Annotated in this window: 20 protein-coding genes; 5 read left to right on the top strand and 15 right to left on the bottom strand. The window is 35.1% G+C overall.

The genetic code is table 11. The features are described 5' to 3' along the window. Positions 1-67 precede the first annotated feature (67 nt). From KXJ69_RS13445 to KXJ69_RS13420, 6 genes are all read right to left on the bottom strand, one after another. Complete coding sequence (locus tag KXJ69_RS13445; protein WP_219053642.1) at positions 68-727, bottom strand: hypothetical protein; 660 nt, start codon at positions 725-727, stop codon at positions 68-70. 11 nt (positions 728-738) lie between these two features. Further along, the gene (locus KXJ69_RS13440) at positions 739-1,365 is read right to left on the bottom strand and encodes a hypothetical protein (RefSeq protein WP_219053641.1); all 627 of its coding nucleotides are present in this window, start codon (positions 1,363-1,365) and stop codon (positions 739-741) included. 11 nt (positions 1,366-1,376) lie between these two features. Beyond that, positions 1,377-1,946 (bottom strand): hypothetical protein, encoded by a 570-nt coding sequence (locus KXJ69_RS13435; RefSeq protein WP_219053640.1) that lies wholly within the window; start codon positions 1,944-1,946, stop codon positions 1,377-1,379. A gap of 266 nt (positions 1,947-2,212) precedes the next feature. Then, a complete protein-coding gene (locus KXJ69_RS13430; RefSeq protein ID WP_219053639.1) occupies positions 2,213-2,875 on the bottom strand; it encodes a hypothetical protein in 663 nt (220 codons plus the stop codon). A gap of 21 nt (positions 2,876-2,896) precedes the next feature. Further along, entirely contained in the window at positions 2,897-3,529 is a 633-nt protein-coding gene (locus KXJ69_RS13425) for a hypothetical protein (protein WP_219053638.1), read from the bottom strand. Positions 3,530-3,542: 13 nt separating this feature from the next. Continuing rightward, positions 3,543-4,109 (bottom strand): hypothetical protein, encoded by a 567-nt coding sequence (locus tag KXJ69_RS13420; protein WP_219053637.1) that lies wholly within the window; start codon positions 4,107-4,109, stop codon positions 3,543-3,545. A gap of 288 nt (positions 4,110-4,397) precedes the next feature. Here KXJ69_RS13420 and KXJ69_RS13415 point away from each other — a divergent pair, with 288 nt between their 5' ends. Both KXJ69_RS13415 and KXJ69_RS13410 read left to right on the top strand, forming a co-directional pair. Beyond that, positions 4,398-4,748 carry a DoxX family protein gene (locus tag KXJ69_RS13415; RefSeq protein WP_219053636.1) on the top strand — a complete coding sequence of 117 codons (351 nt, stop codon included), beginning with the start codon at positions 4,398-4,400 and terminating at the stop codon, positions 4,746-4,748. Next, complete coding sequence (locus KXJ69_RS13410; RefSeq protein ID WP_219053635.1) at positions 4,741-5,364, top strand: alpha-ketoglutarate-dependent dioxygenase AlkB family protein; 624 nt, start codon at positions 4,741-4,743, stop codon at positions 5,362-5,364. Before KXJ69_RS13415 ends, KXJ69_RS13410 begins: the two co-directional genes overlap by 8 nt. Here the strand turns inward: KXJ69_RS13410 and KXJ69_RS13405 are convergent. After that, positions 5,361-6,137 carry a S1/P1 nuclease gene (locus tag KXJ69_RS13405; RefSeq protein WP_219053634.1) on the bottom strand — a complete coding sequence of 259 codons (777 nt, stop codon included), beginning with the start codon at positions 6,135-6,137 and terminating at the stop codon, positions 5,361-5,363. The two genes, KXJ69_RS13410 and KXJ69_RS13405, sit on opposite strands and share 4 nt — an antisense overlap. A gap of 130 nt (positions 6,138-6,267) precedes the next feature. Here KXJ69_RS13405 and KXJ69_RS13400 point away from each other — a divergent pair, with 130 nt between their 5' ends. Genes KXJ69_RS13400 through KXJ69_RS13390 form a run of 3 tightly spaced genes read left to right on the top strand, consistent with a single transcriptional unit; the run spans position 6,268 to position 9,315 of the window. Beyond that, a complete protein-coding gene (locus KXJ69_RS13400; protein ID WP_219053633.1) occupies positions 6,268-7,194 on the top strand; it encodes an alpha/beta hydrolase in 927 nt (308 codons plus the stop codon). Positions 7,195-7,227: 33 nt separating this feature from the next. Then, complete coding sequence (locus KXJ69_RS13395) at positions 7,228-8,565, top strand: DUF819 family protein (protein ID WP_219053632.1); 1,338 nt, start codon at positions 7,228-7,230, stop codon at positions 8,563-8,565. Positions 8,566-8,613: 48 nt separating this feature from the next. After that, entirely contained in the window at positions 8,614-9,315 is a 702-nt protein-coding gene (locus tag KXJ69_RS13390) for a DUF4369 domain-containing protein (RefSeq protein ID WP_219053631.1), read from the top strand. A gap of 1 nt (position 9,316) precedes the next feature. Here KXJ69_RS13390 and KXJ69_RS13385 read toward each other — a convergent pair whose 3' ends face one another. From KXJ69_RS13385 to KXJ69_RS13350, 8 genes are all read right to left on the bottom strand, one after another. After that, complete coding sequence (locus KXJ69_RS13385; RefSeq protein WP_219053630.1) at positions 9,317-9,583, bottom strand: hypothetical protein; 267 nt, start codon at positions 9,581-9,583, stop codon at positions 9,317-9,319. A gap of 40 nt (positions 9,584-9,623) precedes the next feature. After that, positions 9,624-10,586 carry a type I phosphomannose isomerase catalytic subunit gene (locus KXJ69_RS13380; protein WP_219053629.1) on the bottom strand — a complete coding sequence of 321 codons (963 nt, stop codon included), beginning with the start codon at positions 10,584-10,586 and terminating at the stop codon, positions 9,624-9,626. Positions 10,587-10,588: 2 nt separating this feature from the next. After that, positions 10,589-11,026 carry a peroxiredoxin gene (locus tag KXJ69_RS13375; protein WP_219053628.1) on the bottom strand — a complete coding sequence of 146 codons (438 nt, stop codon included), beginning with the start codon at positions 11,024-11,026 and terminating at the stop codon, positions 10,589-10,591. 1 nt (position 11,027) lies between these two features. Next, a complete protein-coding gene (locus KXJ69_RS13370; protein WP_219053627.1) occupies positions 11,028-11,435 on the bottom strand; it encodes a 6-carboxytetrahydropterin synthase in 408 nt (135 codons plus the stop codon). Beyond that, positions 11,432-11,950: an isopentenyl-diphosphate Delta-isomerase gene (idi, locus tag KXJ69_RS13365; RefSeq protein WP_219053650.1), complete on the bottom strand. Its 519-nt coding sequence runs from the start codon at positions 11,948-11,950 to the stop codon at positions 11,432-11,434. Before idi ends, KXJ69_RS13370 begins: the two co-directional genes overlap by 4 nt. Before the next feature lie 101 nt (positions 11,951-12,051). Further along, a complete protein-coding gene (locus KXJ69_RS13360) occupies positions 12,052-13,992 on the bottom strand; it encodes an OmpA family protein (RefSeq protein ID WP_219053626.1) in 1,941 nt (646 codons plus the stop codon). An 11-nt stretch (positions 13,993-14,003) separates the two neighbouring features. Continuing rightward, positions 14,004-14,966: a PorP/SprF family type IX secretion system membrane protein gene (locus KXJ69_RS13355; RefSeq protein ID WP_219053625.1), complete on the bottom strand. Its 963-nt coding sequence runs from the start codon at positions 14,964-14,966 to the stop codon at positions 14,004-14,006. Between the two features lie 51 nt (positions 14,967-15,017). Continuing rightward, positions 15,018-16,986 (bottom strand): T9SS type B sorting domain-containing protein (locus tag KXJ69_RS13350; RefSeq protein ID WP_219053624.1); only part of this gene is annotated, 1,969 nt, incomplete at its 5' end.

The following is a 16,986-nucleotide window of genomic DNA, read 5'->3' as shown; positions in this document are numbered from 1 at the left end:
GCTATTGAAGGGGTTTTATTTTATAATACAAATTTGAACATTTAAGAATTTTAAACAAAAAATTACTTTAAAATCCGTTTGGTAATGGTGCGACACCAGTGGGTGAATTACCCATATCAACTGTTATTTCATTTACAGCTTTTGTAATAAAACCTTTTCGATAAATAATAATATTTAACCACATATCTATCGAAGTATTAATATAAACACCTGATGAATATTTTTGCCATTCCGAATTATTCACAAAAGCTCTTAAAAACCAAGTATTGGTAATTGGATTGGCATAAGCGTAAATTTGATATCCCTCTATGTTATCATCAGAAATTAAACTATGTGGCATAATACTTCCTGTTCTACCCGCTCCAGCTATTCCGCAAGAATAACCTTGAACACTTACTAGGTAATCCTCCGTAGAAATCCTTGTGTCATAATCAAGCAAACCAAAAGCAGATAAGCTCTCAAATTTGAATTCAGCATAGTTTATAGGCCCATACTTGCTTATATCAATATCATAACGATTTAAATCATTTGAAACAGATCTAACTAGAAATTTAGACCCACGAATATTTGTATTTTCTCCAGGGTTTTCTAGGTATAATGCTTCATCTAATTTTACATCACCAACAACATCTAAAGTAGAAGAAGGCGTAATGGTGTTAATCCCAACTTGGGCATTAACAGAGATTATGGAAGCAAAAATTGCAGTAAAAATGTAATTATTTTTCATATTGAAATGTTTTATTCAAGAATTGGAACCGAAGATGCGACACCTGTATTTGACCCTCCTAAAGAGCTAGTGATAGCAGGTAAATCTTTAAAATATTTTTTATCGTACACAACTAGTGTAACGTGATATGTAATGGAATCTGTAGGATCCAAATCAAGTTCTTTATTGCTAATTTCTAAATGCCAAGTGCCTCCACTTTTAAAAGTTCTCACAACAAAATGGCCAATTGAATAATTGTCACCACCAGGGACTTTTTTTATGGCATCGCCTACTTGTCTAAAATTAGCTACTCCAACTACATATTTAGTTTCGTCATATTGTAAATCAACATCATCCAAATTGTCTAAATACACATTATTAAAAGTGTAGTTAATAATATTTACAGGAGCAACCTTCAAGGCATCTACATCTAAAACAGCTAATTTCCCAATAGGGTTAGATGTCGTAAGGCGTGTTACTAATTGAAAATCTTCTTCAGTAGCAGACACGGTTGACAAATTTTCAATTTTAAAATCATCTTGCGTTAACATAGATCCACCTACATGCAAATCGGCTTCAGGTGAAGCTGTACCAATACCTATTTGAGCATTTAGAAGATTATAAGAAGCAAATAAAATAATAAGTAGGATTTTTTTCATAAGGGCTGGTATTAGTCTATAATTGGTGAGATTGCAGTTCCTACCGAAGTATTATACATTGGTATAGGAATAGTGCCAAATTGTTTTGACACATCCTTAGAGAATATCAAGGTGCTTACAGTCCAAACTCCCATTGCATTGGGGTCAAGATTTGCTGCTTGAGGATAATCCGCTACAATGTGCCAAGTTCCATTGCTAACAAATGCTGAGGCAAAAGGAATACTTGAATTTTTCTCAGCACCAGGGTTATTTGTTAAATCTAACTCTTGATTAAAACTTGCAGATGTAACTATAATAGTATACTCATTAGCATCTATTAAGGTATCAAAGTCCTTCACCCAGTCAAGGTTTGGGTCTTCAATAATGTATTCCTGTATGTAGGCTAGAGCAGCACCTGTAGGATTACTTACATCTAAAGATTTTATAGTATTATCTCCTTCTTGTATTAAAAAGGTGGAAGAGTCCTCATCTTTTAGACCTGAAAAATTTCCTATGTCTATACTTCCTGAGATTTGTACACCTCCAGCTACCTCTAAAGTAGTTCTAGGTGTGAGGGTATTTATTCCTACCTGTGAAGCCATAATTTGACTTAAAAAAATAAGTAGATAAAATACCAAATTGCGGGGGCATTTGTAGGTATTCATAAGTATTAAATTTGGGTAATACAAATGTACGTCAAGGAGTTACACAAAAATGTTAAATAAATTTTACAAATAAGTTTTGTGACGAATAATTATGTATTTCATCGAAAACACATTAATTTTTATTACATATTTGTAAGAAGATAGGGTAAAATATGTAGGATTTTATAAATTCTAATCTTTAACTGAACTTACTTTTTCATATTTTAAAATCCAGTAGGTAAAGTAGCTATACCTGTACTCGCATTACCCATATCTATTGAAATAGGAGAAATAGATTTTGTTATAAATCCATCCCGATAAATAATTACATTTAAGTATAGATCTATAGGAGCAGGATAATAATGATATGACGGATCAGCAACCATAAACTCAGCATTATTAACAAATCCTCTTATAAACCATGTTCCTGTAGTAGTATTTTTATAAGCATATATTTGGTATCCTTCTATATTAGTGTCGGTAATAGTACTATGGGCCATAACATTGGTGTTCGATGTTCCAGCCCCTAAAAAGTAATATCCTTGAATGGTTACTATATAATCATCTATAGGGATTTTAGTATCATAATCCTGTAACCCATCTTTTGATAGATTTGCAAATACAAATTCGGCATAATTAATGGGTCCATATTTGCTTAATAAAATATCATATTCAACTACTTCATCACCTGTTGTATTAATTAATAATTTTGAACCCCTAATTGTAGTAAATTCACCCGGGTCTTCCAAATAAAGACTTTCTTCTAATTTTACATCTCCTGCAATATCTAAGGTAGCTGTAGGATTCAATTTATTGATTCCTATTTGTCCAATTGAAATTGTGGCAACAATAAGTGTTAAGGACAAAGTGAGTATAATTTTTTTCATAAGAATACATTTTATTCAATATTAATCAAGAATAGGTGTCGAAGATGCTGTTCCAGTATTTGATCCTCCTAGGTCTGTTGTAATAAGAGGTAAGTTTCGGTAAAATGATTTGTCATACACAATTAGAGTTACTGCATATTCTATAGTATCTAAAACATCTGCATCTAAAATTCTATTTTGGATTTCTAGGTGCCATGTACCAGCACTAATAAATGTACGCACTACAAAATTTCCAACTGAAAAAGTTGATGTCGCTGGAACAGGCGTCTTAGTAATGGCATCACCTGTATATCTAAAATTTGAGATGGCTACAATATATTTTGAAGCATCATATTGTAGGTCAAGGTCACTAAGGTTATCCAACTGAATATTTGTAAAGCTATAATCCACAACATTTATAGGTGCCACTGCCCTATCATAAACCGATAACTCTGTAACCTTTCCTACGGGGTTCGATGAATTGCTCCGGGTTATTAATTTAAAATCCTCTTCCAAAGGCAAAACAGTAGGTAGTGTACTCATTATAAATGACTCTTGGATAAGCATATCCCCAACAACGTGTAAATCTGCTTGCGGTGATGATGTTCCAATTCCAATTTGAGCATAACTTACCCCTACTGCAAAAAAGATGATATAGGTAATAATTCTTTTCATAGGATATTGATTTTTAGTCAATTATTGGTACAACAGCACTTGAAGTTGTGCCTCCCAACATTGGAATTACAACCGTACCAAATTGTTTTGATAAATCATTAGAGTAAATAAGTGTTTGGATATTCCAAGTACCAATAGTACCAGCCGTATTTGCTGCCACCGGAAAATCTGCAATAATATGCCACGTGCCATTTTTTACAAATGTAGATGTATATGGAAGCGTAGCATTATCGGGAGCATTATGACTGTCTGAAATAATTAGCTCCTGATCAAAACTAGCTGAAATAGCAATTAAAACATAATCTGAAGCATCTATTCCAGTATCAAAATCTTTTACCCAATCTTTATCGGGGTTTATGATTTCATACTCTTGAATATATCCTAATGCTGCACCTGTTGGGTTACTTACATCAATAGATTTTATTGAATTATCAGAATCTTGAATTAAAAAAGTGGATTGTTCACCATCAGTTAAGCTTGAAATATCTCCAATATCAATAGTACCGGTAATATTTGTGTCTCCTGCTATCTCAAGGGTCGCTCTGGGATTTGTTGTATTAATTCCAACTTGGGCAACCATGTTTTGGTATAAAACCGTTAGAAGAATTACTACAACAAAGCGGGGGCATTTGTAGGCATTCATAAGTATTAAATTTGGGTATTACAAAGATATGTCAGTAAACCATAGCTAAGTGTTAAATTATTTATATGATATTGTATTACAACGAATTATATATGTATTTTATCGAAAATATAAGATTTAATATGACTATATGTAGGAATTACGCACAAATATGATAGCAATTTTGGACTTTTTTAAAATCCTATTTAGAAGTAAAAAATGTATTTTTGAAAAAACAATTTCTTTATGCTTCCTTGGCACCAATATCTATTAGGACTACTCTTTGTTATCACAGGATTTTTACATTTTCAGAAACCAAAAATATATTTAAAAATAATGCCACCCTATATTCCAGCTCACAAGACTATGGTACTTCTTAGCGGAATATTAGAAATGATATTAGGTTTTATGCTATTAAATCCTCCCACACAGCAAATTGCAGGTTGGGGAATTATGATACTTATGCTGCTTTTTCTACCTGTACATTTTTATATGTTACAAGAGAAAAAGGCTTCGTTAAAACTTCCAAAGTGGGCATTAATTGTAAGGATTCCACTTCAGTTTTTTATCATGTATTGGGCGTATTTTTATGTTTAATCTGGACAAAATTATTTCTGTAAGCACAGGGCATTCTATAAAATTACCTTTAAAAAATGCCGAAATAACCTACTACCCTAACTTCTTTTCAGAAAAGAAAGCAGATTACTATTTTCAGAAACTCCTTAAAGAAACTCCTTGGCAACAAGATGATATAAAAGTCTTCGGAAAAATATATCCGCAACCCAGACTTACAGCGCTTTATGGAATTGAAGGCAAAAGCTATAGCTATTCTGGAATAAGGATGTTCCCAAAACCATTTACCCCAGATTTGTTTTCAATACTAGCTCAGATTGAAACAGAAAATCAAGAAAAATTTAATGCAGTTTTACTCAATTTATACAGAAACGGAAACGATAGTAATGGTTGGCACAGTGATGATGAAAAAGAATTAGGAGAAAACCCTGTCATAGCTTCGGTGAGTTTTGGCACCCCTCGATTCTTTCATTTAAAAAATAAAAAAGATACTAAGGAAACCTATAAGCTTTCGCTTAGTCATGGAAGTTTATTGCTTATGGCTGGAGCAACACAACATTATTGGCAGCATCAACTTCCTAAAACAAAAATGGTACAAGACCCACGTATCAATCTTACCTTCAGAAAAATAATAGCTTAACTAAAAATAGTATTCAGCAAGTTCCCCAACCGTATTCCCCCTTTTTGAAGCTGGTTTCTAACCACATGAGCGTACCTGTACATATATTCGTAGCTCAATTTATCTCCTACTTTAGTATAATCATAAACGTCCAAACAAAGAGTACGGCTTTCATACATCCAATCTTCCACATTCCCTTTTTGAATGGCGTCAAGCTCTTCTTGTGAAAGCTTATTGGTATTTTGAGCTAATTCAGTATAGGTCATTCCAAATTTTTCAATAATTTTTTCATCCCAAACCCAATGTAAATTTACGCCTTCATCAAACCATTGCACTTGAAAAGTATTCCCTCCTCTATCTTCCGCTAAACCCACATGTAACGGCTGGTGTAAATCACCCATAAAATGAACTAGCATTTTTAAATAAAAAGCTTTATCATCCTTAGAAGCCTCTTTACTTTTTAAAACTTCTACACATTTTTTTATGGCCACAATAATATCTCCTTTTTCGCTCTTTGGGGATTTTTCGTAGGTGCTGTCAAAAGGAAAGTTTACATAATGCCACGGAGAAAATGCTTTGTAGCGTTCGTCACTTTTTATCTCATCTGCAAAGGTAGAAACCAGTGCTAGGGATTGCCCATCAAGGATATCTTCAATAATTAATTTTACCTCTGGAGATAGATACGATTGTGCAATTTCACCTACAGCACGATGTCCTGTAGGACCCCAATCTTCAGCAGCATAACTACTAGTAACAAACAAAAATGCAAAAGCAAGAAAGATAAGTTTTTTCATTTCAATATAAATTTCAGTAAAGATACAACAGGCATTTTAACTAATTGTTATTTCATCGAAATTTGGAAACACAAGAAGTACATCATCTTTTCGTTTTATAAAAGCCGTACCTTTATAAAAAACTTGAACTATGAAAAGCTTGGTTATTCTCTTTCTTTTATTTCCGTGTATTCTTTTTTCTCAAACAACAGATAAAAATGGAAAAGACATAAGTGTTTCTCCTATGGTAGACGGTACAATTTTGGTTCCAAGCACAACCGAAAAACCTCCTCTTGCCATACTTATAGGAGGATCTGGTCCCATAGACAGAAATGGGAACCAACAAATGATGAAGAATAATTCATTGAAATTCCTAGCAGAAGCACTTTATGATAACGATATCGCTGTCTTTAGATACGACAAACGAATTGTAAAACAAATTAAAGACCGAACTCTTAATGAAGAAAGCATCCATTTTGATGATTTTATAAAAGACGCCATAGATGTTATTGAATATTTTAAGCGTTCTAAGGCATTCTCAAAGATTTACGTAATTGGGCATAGTCAAGGTTCTCTTGTTGGAATGATCGCCGCTCAAAATAGAGCAGATGGCTTTATTTCACTTGCCGGTGCAGGTCAAGAAATAGATGATGTTATTGTAGATCAATTAGAAAAACAAGCCCCTGGGCTAAAAGATAATGCCCGAGAATCTTTCGACGATATGCGAGCTAATGGGGTTGCGGTAAACTACAATCCAGGACTTGCCTCTATTTTTAGGCCACAAATTCAGCCATTTTTAATTACTTGGATGAATTATAACCCCCAAACAGAAATTGCAAAACTTACTATTCCCGTACTCATTATTAATGGAGAAAAAGATCTACAGGTTCAAGTTTCTGAAGCTGAAAAATTAAAAGAAGCTAATCCCAATGCACAATTTGAAATTATTCCTTCCATGAATCATATTTTAAAGGAAATTGAAGGCGACGGTATTGAAAACAGCAAATCATACAACGAACCGAGCAGGCCTATCATTCCTAAAGTAGTGGAAGTAATTTCAACCTTTATCTTACAATAAAAAAATTGTATTTTGCGTGAAAATAAGACCCTCATGCAAGAACCCATCACCGAAACTATTTTAGACACAACTCCACTTTTAACCCAAGATACTGTGGTATTTGGGCTTTTAATGGTTGCTTTAGGCTTTATTTTTTATACCTCTTCAAAAGAGTCTGGCTTTTGGCATCAATTTTATAAAATAATTCCGGCGCTTTTTATGGCATATTTTATTCCTGCCATTTTTACTTCGGTAGGATTAATAGCACCAGACTGGACAACGGTAACATCCTCTGGTGAAGCTGTTGAAGGAAGCACTTCTATTTATTATGTCGCCAGTAGGTTCTTGCTTCCTGCGGCATTGGTGTTAATGACATTGAGTTTGGACTTAAAGGCTGTGTTCAATTTAGGACCAAAAGCATTAATCATGTTTTTAACAGGTACGGCAGGAATTATTATAGGTGGACCCATTGCTGTGCTAATTATAGGATCTATTTCTCCTGAAACCGTTGGAGGTGAAGGTGCAGATGCTGTATGGAGAGGGCTTTCTACCCTAGCAGGTAGTTGGATTGGTGGTGGGGCAAATCAGGCGGCAATGCTGGAAATATACGAATACAATCAAAAACTTTATGGGCAAATGGTGTTTGTAGATATTGTGGTTGCTAATATTTGGATGGCCTTGATTTTAATAGGAATTGGAAAATCTGAAAAATTTGACCGCTGGTTAAAGGCAGATACTTCTGCGATTGAAAGTTTAAAAGAAAAAGTGACCACTTTTTCAAAAAAAGTAGATCGAAATCCTACATTATCAGATTATATGATTTTAGGTGCCATCGCTTTTGGAACGGTAAGTGTAGCACATTTTGGAGCCGATTTCCTAAGCGCTAGTTTTGAAGGATACGTAAATGGGCTTCCTAAAGGGTTAATGAAAAACTCCCTTACGTTTTTAAATTCTTCCTTCTTTTGGATGATTTTTATTGCCACCGTCATTGGCGTCCTCCTCTCCTATTCCCCATTAAAAAAATATGAAGGAGCTGGCGCAAGTAAAATAGGAAGCGTATTTATTTACATTCTTGTAGCGTCCATTGGTATGAAAATGGATCTCTCACTCATTTTTAACAATTTAGGACTTATTGCTATTGGGGCTGTGTGGATTGCTATACACGCTGGATTATTAATTCTAGTAGCTAAACTTATTAAAGCTCCTTATTTCTTTTTGGCAGTAGGTAGCCAAGCCAATGTGGGAGGGGCAGCCTCGGCACCTGTAGTAGCCTCAGCATTTCATCCATCATTAGCCACGGTGGGAGTGCTATTGGCTGTTTTTGGTTATGCCATAGGAACTATTGGTGCGGTGGCCTGTACTTTTTTAATGCAATTAGCTTCGGCAGGGTAACTAATTTGAAAGAAAATTAGCATCTTTGCGGCTCTTAAAAATTTACGGATGAAATTTATATTTTCAGTTATTGCTTTTCTGTTCATCCTTGTTAGTTGTGATTCTTCAACGGGTAAGATGAAACTTTCAGGAAATGTTGATGGTTTGCGTAAAGGAACGCTTATACTTCAGAAAATAGACGATACTAGCTTTGTGAATGTCGATTCTGTAGTCATAGATGGTGTATCCACATTTCAGTTTTCTGTACCGGTGGAAAATCCAGAGGTATACTATTTAACCATGCGATTTAATGATAGTTTAAAAACGGAAAGAAGGGTGCCTTTTTTTGCGGAGGCTTCAGAAATTGTTTTGAATTCAAAACTGAAAAACTTCGAAATTGAAAGTTCTGTAGCGGGTTCTGTAAATCAGGCGAAGTGGGATGAATACAGTAAACTCATGAAGCGTTATAATGATAAAAATCTCGACTTAATTGAACAACATTTTAACGCACTAAAAGAAGGGAAAGATTCTTTATCTAAGGCATTAAAATTGCAACAGCAACGATTAGTGTCTTCGCGTTACTTGGCCACCGTTAATTTTGCCAAAAACAATAATGATTTTGAAATAGCACCGTATTTAATGCTTACTGAAGTGTACGATGCCAATATAAAATATCACGACACTATTTATAAATTGCTTACCCCAAAAATAAAAGACTCCAAATACGGTAAAGCATTGGAGTCTCTCATTAAAGATCGTAAAAGCGAATAGCTTACAGCGCGTTAATTTTGTCGATTAATTTTCTGCCTCTTTCTTCCAATTCTTGATTGATAGCCTTAAAGTGTTGTTTTTTGTTTTCAACACTACGGTCATTCACTTTTGTAATAAGCTCGTCAAAAGTTTCGATAGCTTCATCGATAATTTTTTCAGAATTTTTTGTTTCTTTCCCTGGATTTGTAAGTTCCCAGATATAAACCGCTTCAATAATATCTCCTAAAACGTAATTGATGTCTTTTTTTAATGTGCGTACGCTTGCCATAGTTTAAAAATTTTATGCAAAAGTAGTCATTTTTATAGTTTTACGGCACGTAAACCTCTAAAAGTGTTGCTCCTTCAGTTTCGATTTGAATGTGCTGAAAACAAGCGGGTAGTAATAGCGTTTCGCCCAGCTTTATAGGTTCGCCATTTATAATTGCAGTTCCTTCCACACACATATACACCATAAACGAATCTATTTTTGAAATATCTTTCTGAAAAGGTTTTGTAAGTTTTACAATATTTGTTTCGAAATAGTCCGATGTACACAAAGGCGTAGTCTCATTCTCGGATACCGAATACTTCAGTTTTGCATCAGATTTTTCAAATGAAATTACGTCCAAAGCCAAGTCGGTATGCAACTCACGCATACTCCCGTCTACATCGGGGCGGTCCCAATCGTAAATTCGGTAAGTAATGTCACTCGTTTGTTGGATTTCAGCCAATAAAACACCTGCTCCAATGGCGTGGACTGTTCCGGGAACAATAAAAAAGGCATCTCCTTTCTGTACTTTTTCAGCATGTAAAATTTTAGTGATGGCCCTTTTTGAAAGATGTTGCAAATAGGTTTCTTTGTCCATTTTTTGGTTGAAGCCTAAAATAAGCCTCGCATCCTTATCTGCCTGTTGTATGTACCACATTTCGGTCTTTCCAAAGCTATTATGGCGTTGTTTCGCAACTTTATCATCAGGATGCAACTGAACGGATAAATCCTCTCTTGCGTCAAGAAATTTAAAAAGTAAAGGAAACTCCTTTCCGTATTTTATTAAAACTGCTTCGCCCAACAAATCGGTACCATACTCATCGATAAGCATATTTAAATTTTCTCCTATCAATTTACCGTTTGAAACAATTGAAATATTATTTTTTACCCCAGAAAGCTCCCAACTCTCCCCTAGTTTACCTTTTCCTTTTTTTCCTAAAACTGATACTAGCTTAGAACCTCCCCAAACTTTTTCCTTGAGTTGAGGATGAAATTTTAACGGATATAATTTCGATTTTCCCAATTCTAAATATGTTTTAATGCTTCTTCTATATGTGCATCGGCACCCATAGATTTAAACTTAAAGGTAAGGTTTCCTTCTTTATTGAAGACATACGTTTCGCGACCCGGAAGAATTCCAAGGAAATTTGACTTTACACCAAAAAGCTTTCTTACTTTATTTTTAGAGTCTGAAAGTAGTATAAAAGGTAATTTATAGTGCGTTGCAAACTTTTGATGGGATGCTACACTATCGGCACTAATACCTATAACTTGCGCTCCTTTTGCGGAAAATTCTTCAAAGCTATCTCGAAACCCGCAGGCCTCTCGATTACATCCTGGGGTAAAGTTTTTGGGATAAAAATAAATTACAAGAGGGTTTCTACCTTTTAGATCAGTACTTGAAATAAGATGTCCTTCTTGATTGTTTAAAGAAAATTCTGGCAATGAGTCTCCTAATTTCATACTATCCCTTATAGACTACAAAATTTCTAGGAGTTTCGTAAAGCTTTACAGAAATTCCATATTTTGAATCCAATTTCTTTCGGAGTTTATTCCATATTACAATTGCAATATTTTCGACCGTAGGATTTAAGTTTTTAAACTCTGGTACTTCAATATTAAGGTTTTTATGATCAAAGGGTTTTTCAACCTCTTCAAATATTACCTTTTTAAGAACATCTAAATTAATTACAAAACCTGTTGTAGGATCTACATCGCCCGTAACCCCTACTTCTAGTTCGTAGTTATGTCCGTGAAAATTTGGATTACTACATTTACCAAATACTTCGCTATTCTTCTCATCACTCCAATCTTTACGGTACAACCTATGTGCAGCGTTAAAATGGGCTTTTCTGTAAATAGTTAAACTCATGAGCTAATATTTTCGTGAAATTTATCAAATATAATCTTAAACCAAGCGGTATAATGGTCTGGGTTATTTATCACGTCTTCTTTCACTTTTTCAAGAGGCATCCACTTCCATGAAGCAACTTCATCAAGGTTAATATTAGGTGCTTCATTATACGTTCCAACCATAATGTGGTCTAATTCATGTTCGGTTAAGCCGTTATCGAAAGGAGCCTTGTAAATAAAAGTAGTAGTTACTTTTAAGTCTGTAGTAAATCCCATTTCTTCTTCAAGTCTTCGTTTACCCGCTTCTAAAGTAGTTTCTCCATCACGTTGATGACTACAACATGTATTTGTCCACAGTCCTGGAGAGTGATATTTATGTAGGGCTCTTTGTTGGAGCATTAATTCTCCATTATCGTTGAATATAAAAACTGAAAAAGCTCTATGCAAAACACCTTTTTCATGAGCTTCTTGCTTAGGCATTAATCCAATTTGTTCATCTTTCTCGTTTACGAGAATTACTTGTTCTTCTTGCAAAGCATTCATTTTTTTCAAAAATACGAAATGACTTGTTAAGAAAAAGCAAAAGCGCCCAACGATGTGTTGGACGCTTTTAAAATTGAAACAAAATTTGGCTATTAATTTTGTATTATAAACATAGAGCGTCTATTCAATTGGTGTTCTTCTTCGGTACATTCTACGCCGTCCGAACATCTATTTTGAAGTTGTCTTTCGCCATATCCTTTGGCAGTTAATCTACTCTTACTAATTCCTTTTTCAACCAACCAATTAAGTGTAGATTGTGCTCTCTTTTCTGAAAGTACTTCATTATACTTAAATGGCGCACGTGAATCTGTATGGGATTCGATATGAATAATCAATTCTGGATATTGACGCATAGCGGCTAAAATTTTTGCTAACTCCACGGCTGCATCTGGTCGAATATTATACCTGTCAAAATCGAAATATATTGGTTGAAGTGCTAAACGACATCCTAAGTCATTAGGCGGACAAGGGTCACATTCTAGTTTTAAATCAACTGTAATAGTACCTGTTTTGCTAGGGGTTCTTACTTCTCTTTCATTATACTCACAACCATCTTTTCCTCCTCTAATAATATATTTTGAATCACAAGCTGCTAATGCTTCAAAATTGTATTTCCCATTCTCATCGGCTACTACTTGTGCAACTTCCTTATTATTTTCATCTAATAGAAATACAATTGCTCCAGGTAATGGCTCACCTGTAAGTTCATTGGAGATAAGACCTGTAATGGTAATTTCACATTTTTCTTGAACTCGATAAATGTCATCTGAAATACTTCCTTTATCACCATCTCTATTGGAGGATAGATACCCAATGCGTTTTTCTTCTCTAATTATAAACCCAAAATCATCCTTAGGACTGTTAGCAGGCTCACCTAAATTAGTTACTTTTCCTGCTTTCCCATCTGCATTAAGGGGTGCTACAAAAATATCCAATCCTCCTAAACCTGATTGTCCATCACTGGAGAAATAAATATTATTCATTTCACTAATAAAAGGAAATCCTTCACGAGCTTCGGTATTTACATTAGGTCCTAAATTTACAGGTTCACCATAAGTGCCGTCTTCATTAATATCCACAAACCAAATATCACTCATTCCAAATGTTCCAGGCCTATCAGATGCAAAGTATAAACGCTTTTCATCTTTGCTTAGTGCAGGGTGTCCTACTGAAAATTCTTTGCTGTTAAATGGTAATTCTTCAACATTAGTCCAAAAATTATCACCGCTTTTTGTGGCTTTGTATACTTTTAAACGAATGGTTTTTTCTTTATCTCTCCCTTTTTTACCATCAATAAAGTTATTTCTAGTAAAATAGACAGTATTTCCATCCTTCGTAAAAGTGGCAGACGATTCGTGATATCTTGTATTGATGTCTCCATCTAACGGCATAACATTAGATAGATACCCATTTTCATCCATATCTGCCGTAAACAGATCTAAGAAAGGCTGTTCGTCCCAAGCAAAGGTTTTAACACCCTCGGTATTTTTTGTTGCCGAAGCAAAAACTATTTTATTGCCATAATACGATGGTCCAAAGTCTGAATACTCTGTATTAATTCTAGTTTTCTCCACGATATACCCTTTTGCTTGAAAAGCAATACTTTTTAAATAATCTGGGTCATCTTTATAATTATTTAGGATAATTCCCGCACCTCCAACTTTGGAATATGCTTCCATCATAAGATCAGACTCTTCATACTTACCCATACTTTTTAAACATTGTGCTGTTCTATAGTAATAGATTGGCTCTACCTCATTTGGATATTGATTGATTAACTTTTGATACCAATTAGCAGCATCTGCATATTCACTATTGTAATAATAGGTATCTCCAAGCTTTTGAAATACTTGAGCCGATTGGTATCCATCTTCGACCACTTTTAAGTAAATCTCTCGGGCATCGATATACGAATATTTATCATACTCTTTATTTGCCTTTTCAATTTGGCCTTTTTGGGCAATGGAGCTACTGGCAATTAGGGTAACCAGCAGGGACATAAGTATTTGCTTTAATACTAATTTGGTCTTCATATTTAGTTAGTTTAGAAGAATCTTGGTGTTAACACGCGTTCTGGCTTACTGTTTAGGTCAAAACGAAGGAATACTTCGTAAGAACCATCACTATAAGTTTCAATATCGGTAGATTGGTAATCATATCCTAATCCAATAAAGATTGAATCTGAAACTTGAAAACCAGCCATTGCACTTAGTGCTGCACTCCATCTATAAGAGGCACCAAGGGTAAATTTATCATTTATTAAGAAGTTAGCTGAAGCATCCCATTGTAATGGAGAACCACTTACAGCCTTTACTAAGGTCGCGGGCTTAAATTTTAAATTATCACTAATATCAAATACATATCCAGCAATTAAAAAGTAGTGTAATCTTTCAGCAGCCGTAGTTTCACCAGCAATAAGAGAACCATTTAAAATATCTCTAATTTCTGATTGATCAAAGTGTTTTGTTGTAAGAAAATTTGGCACAGAAATCCCTGCGTAAAACTTTTCGGTGTTATAATATACTCCCGCTCCAATTTGAGGCTGTAGTTTATTATCGATATTATCATTTTCGAAAACATCACCTCCATCGGCTATATTTAACTTTGTAAAATCGACATCTAATAAATCTAAACCAGCTTTTGCTCCAAAGGAAACGATTCCATCTTCAGAAACATTAATCCTATAGGCATAGTCTATGGTAATGTTGGATTCAACAGCAGGACCAATTTCATCATAGACAATGGACAAACCTAAGCCCATATTATCTAATGTTCCAATTGGGCCATTGACCGTAAAAGTTCCTGTTTTGGGTGCTCCTTCAAAGCCAACCCATTGGGTTCTTCCAAGAAGTCCAAAGCTTAATACATCCCTTGATCCAGCATAGGCCGGATTTACCACCTGAGTGTTGTACATATATTGTGTGTACTGTGGGTCCTGTTGGGCATTACTCGAAATGGTGGTCCCAAGTAAAAGTAAAACCAAGATTGCTATGTAACTGTTTCTCATCTTACTGCTTTTTGAATTCCGAGGGGCACTAAACCCCTCGGATTTTTGTTTTTATCTATTAATGTATAGGTATCCTGTATAATTTGACTGTCCTGGATTTTCTCCATTTATGGTCAAGATATAGAAGTAGGTTCCTGTTGGTAATAATTCTCCCGAATTAATGGTTGCTCTTGCATTTGATTCGCCTGTAAATACATTCTCCTCTCCTGAAAGTCCTCCATAACCATCGGTTTCCCAGATAAGTACTCCCCATCTGTTGTAGATCTTCACATTATTATCTGGATAATCTTGAATTCCTCTAATTTCGAAGAAATCATTTAATCCATCTCCATTAGGAGTAATACCGTTGAATATTTCAAATATTCCTAATACATCTGGTATATCAACAATTGTTGGATCATCTGGTTCGCCATCACCATCTAAATCTGTATTCGTTAGGTCACTAGGATCATCAGATAAATCTGAAACCTCAGTTCCATCATCTGTAATACCGGTAGCAATAGCTTGATTAATTACTTCTCCATTATCAATATCCTCTTGGGTTATTGCATAAACTGCTGTGAACGTGTCACTATCTGTTTCTCCTGGAAGTAATTGAGCTATTGGACCTCCCATAACTTCAATTCCAGGTAAGTCATCCACAAGTTCAATGTTATATAAAGTAACATTACCTGTATTGGTTACACTGAAAGAATACGTTATGGTCTCACCTACTTGAGGTAGATTATCTCCATCATCGTTGTAAACTCCTGCTTTTTCAAGTGATATAGAAGGCTCTTGACAAAGTGTACTAACAGTTGGGTCATCTTCAAAGTTACTATTGTTATCACTCAAGTCTGAAACAACATCTCCTGCTGGAGTTGTACCTTCGGCAGTCGCTTGATTACTTACAAAACCATTATCAACATCCTCTTGAGTAACTGTATAAACAGCTGAGAAAGTTTCAGTATCCGACTGCCCTGCGGCAATTGTAACTGGTCCACCAATTACGGCTACTAATGGGTCTGTAACAATTACATTAGTTAATTCTACATTACCAAGGTTCGTTACAACAAAGTCATATACAATTGTTTCACCTAAATCTATACATCCATTATTGTTCTCATCATTAGGAGTTCCTTCTTTAATGATTGCAATTCGTGCATCTTGACAAAGAACCGTAATTGTTGGGTCATCTTCAAACTCACTATTATCATCAGACAAGTCTGATACTTGGTCTCCTAATAAGGTAAATCCAGTTACAATGGCTTGATTTTCAACAAAACCATTATCTATATCGGCCTGTGTAATAACATAGGTTGCAGTAAATGAAGTTCCATCTGTTGCAAGTGGAGCCAAAGTGATTGGTCCTCCTTGTACATTTACAAGAGCATCAGTAATAGTGATGTTGGTCAATGTTACTGTACCTTGATTAAACACTGTAAATGCATAGGAAATTGTTTCCTTTGGATCTGCACAACCATTACCATTTAAGTCATTGAATGTTCCTACTTTAACTAAAGCAATCACAGGGGTTTGACATATAACAACTACAGTTGGGTCATCCTCAAGTATACTACTTTCATCAGACAGGTCACTAACAGTATCACCTCCAGGAGTTGTACCTTCCGCAGTAGCCTGATTCACAACTTCTCCAGCATCTACATTAGCTTGAGTAAGTACATAGGTAGCTGTATAAGTCCAAATCTCTGTTAGGTCTAATTCACCGTCACCATCGGCATCGCCACCTTGGAATACAATTGGTACTACTGGGTTTGGCGCTTCTAATAATGGATCCGATACAGTAATATTATCGAGTGTTGTATTTCCTGTATTGTAAACAGTGAATACATATTCAATAACATCTCCTTCCACTGGACATCCTCCTCCACTTGGTGTTGGTGGAATACTACCTTCTTTAACAATTGCAATAGCTGCATTTTGACATAAGGTAACTACCGTTGGATCGTCTTCTAACACACTGTTGTCATCTGATAGATCATCTACAGTGCTTCCGTTTGGTGCAGTACCCTCGGCAGTT

The organism is Halomarinibacterium sedimenti (assembly GCF_019312585.1).
GTDB lineage: Bacteria > Bacteroidota > Bacteroidia > Flavobacteriales > Flavobacteriaceae > Halomarinibacterium > Halomarinibacterium sedimenti.
The sequence above is the reverse complement of the archived record's forward strand: the minus strand, read 5'-3'. Positions and strand labels throughout refer to the sequence as shown.

Bases quoted from the DNA above. Each gene is read 5' to 3' on its own strand.
- KXJ69_RS13410 (WP_219053635.1), top strand. From the start codon at position 4,741: ATGTTTAATCTGGACAAAATTATTTCTGTAAGCACAGGGCATTCTATA.
- KXJ69_RS13425 (WP_219053638.1), bottom strand. From the start codon at position 3,529: ATGAAAAGAATTATTACCTATATCATCTTTTTTGCAGTAGGGGTAAGT.
- KXJ69_RS13385 (WP_219053630.1), bottom strand. From the start codon at position 9,583: ATGGCAAGCGTACGCACATTAAAAAAAGACATCAATTACGTTTTAGGA.
- KXJ69_RS13435 (WP_219053640.1), bottom strand. From the start codon at position 1,946: ATGGCTTCACAGGTAGGAATAAATACCCTCACACCTAGAACTACTTTA.
- KXJ69_RS13390 (WP_219053631.1), top strand. From the start codon at position 8,614: ATGAAATTTATATTTTCAGTTATTGCTTTTCTGTTCATCCTTGTTAGT.
- KXJ69_RS13370 (WP_219053627.1), bottom strand. From the start codon at position 11,435: ATGAGTTTAACTATTTACAGAAAAGCCCATTTTAACGCTGCACATAGG.
- KXJ69_RS13420 (WP_219053637.1), bottom strand. From the start codon at position 4,109: ATGGTTGCCCAAGTTGGAATTAATACAACAAATCCCAGAGCGACCCTT.
- KXJ69_RS13355 (WP_219053625.1), bottom strand. From the start codon at position 14,966: ATGAGAAACAGTTACATAGCAATCTTGGTTTTACTTTTACTTGGGACC.
- KXJ69_RS13375 (WP_219053628.1), bottom strand. From the start codon at position 11,026: ATGAAATTAGGAGACTCATTGCCAGAATTTTCTTTAAACAATCAAGAA.
- KXJ69_RS13395 (WP_219053632.1), top strand. From the start codon at position 7,228: ATGCAAGAACCCATCACCGAAACTATTTTAGACACAACTCCACTTTTA.
- KXJ69_RS13440 (WP_219053641.1), bottom strand. From the start codon at position 1,365: ATGAAAAAAATCCTACTTATTATTTTATTTGCTTCTTATAATCTTCTA.
- KXJ69_RS13400 (WP_219053633.1), top strand. From the start codon at position 6,268: ATGAAAAGCTTGGTTATTCTCTTTCTTTTATTTCCGTGTATTCTTTTT.
- KXJ69_RS13415 (WP_219053636.1), top strand. From the start codon at position 4,398: ATGCTTCCTTGGCACCAATATCTATTAGGACTACTCTTTGTTATCACA.
- KXJ69_RS13405 (WP_219053634.1), bottom strand. From the start codon at position 6,137: ATGAAAAAACTTATCTTTCTTGCTTTTGCATTTTTGTTTGTTACTAGT.
- KXJ69_RS13430 (WP_219053639.1), bottom strand. From the start codon at position 2,875: ATGAAAAAAATTATACTCACTTTGTCCTTAACACTTATTGTTGCCACA.
- KXJ69_RS13445 (WP_219053642.1), bottom strand. From the start codon at position 727: ATGAAAAATAATTACATTTTTACTGCAATTTTTGCTTCCATAATCTCT.
- KXJ69_RS13360 (WP_219053626.1), bottom strand. From the start codon at position 13,992: ATGAAGACCAAATTAGTATTAAAGCAAATACTTATGTCCCTGCTGGTT.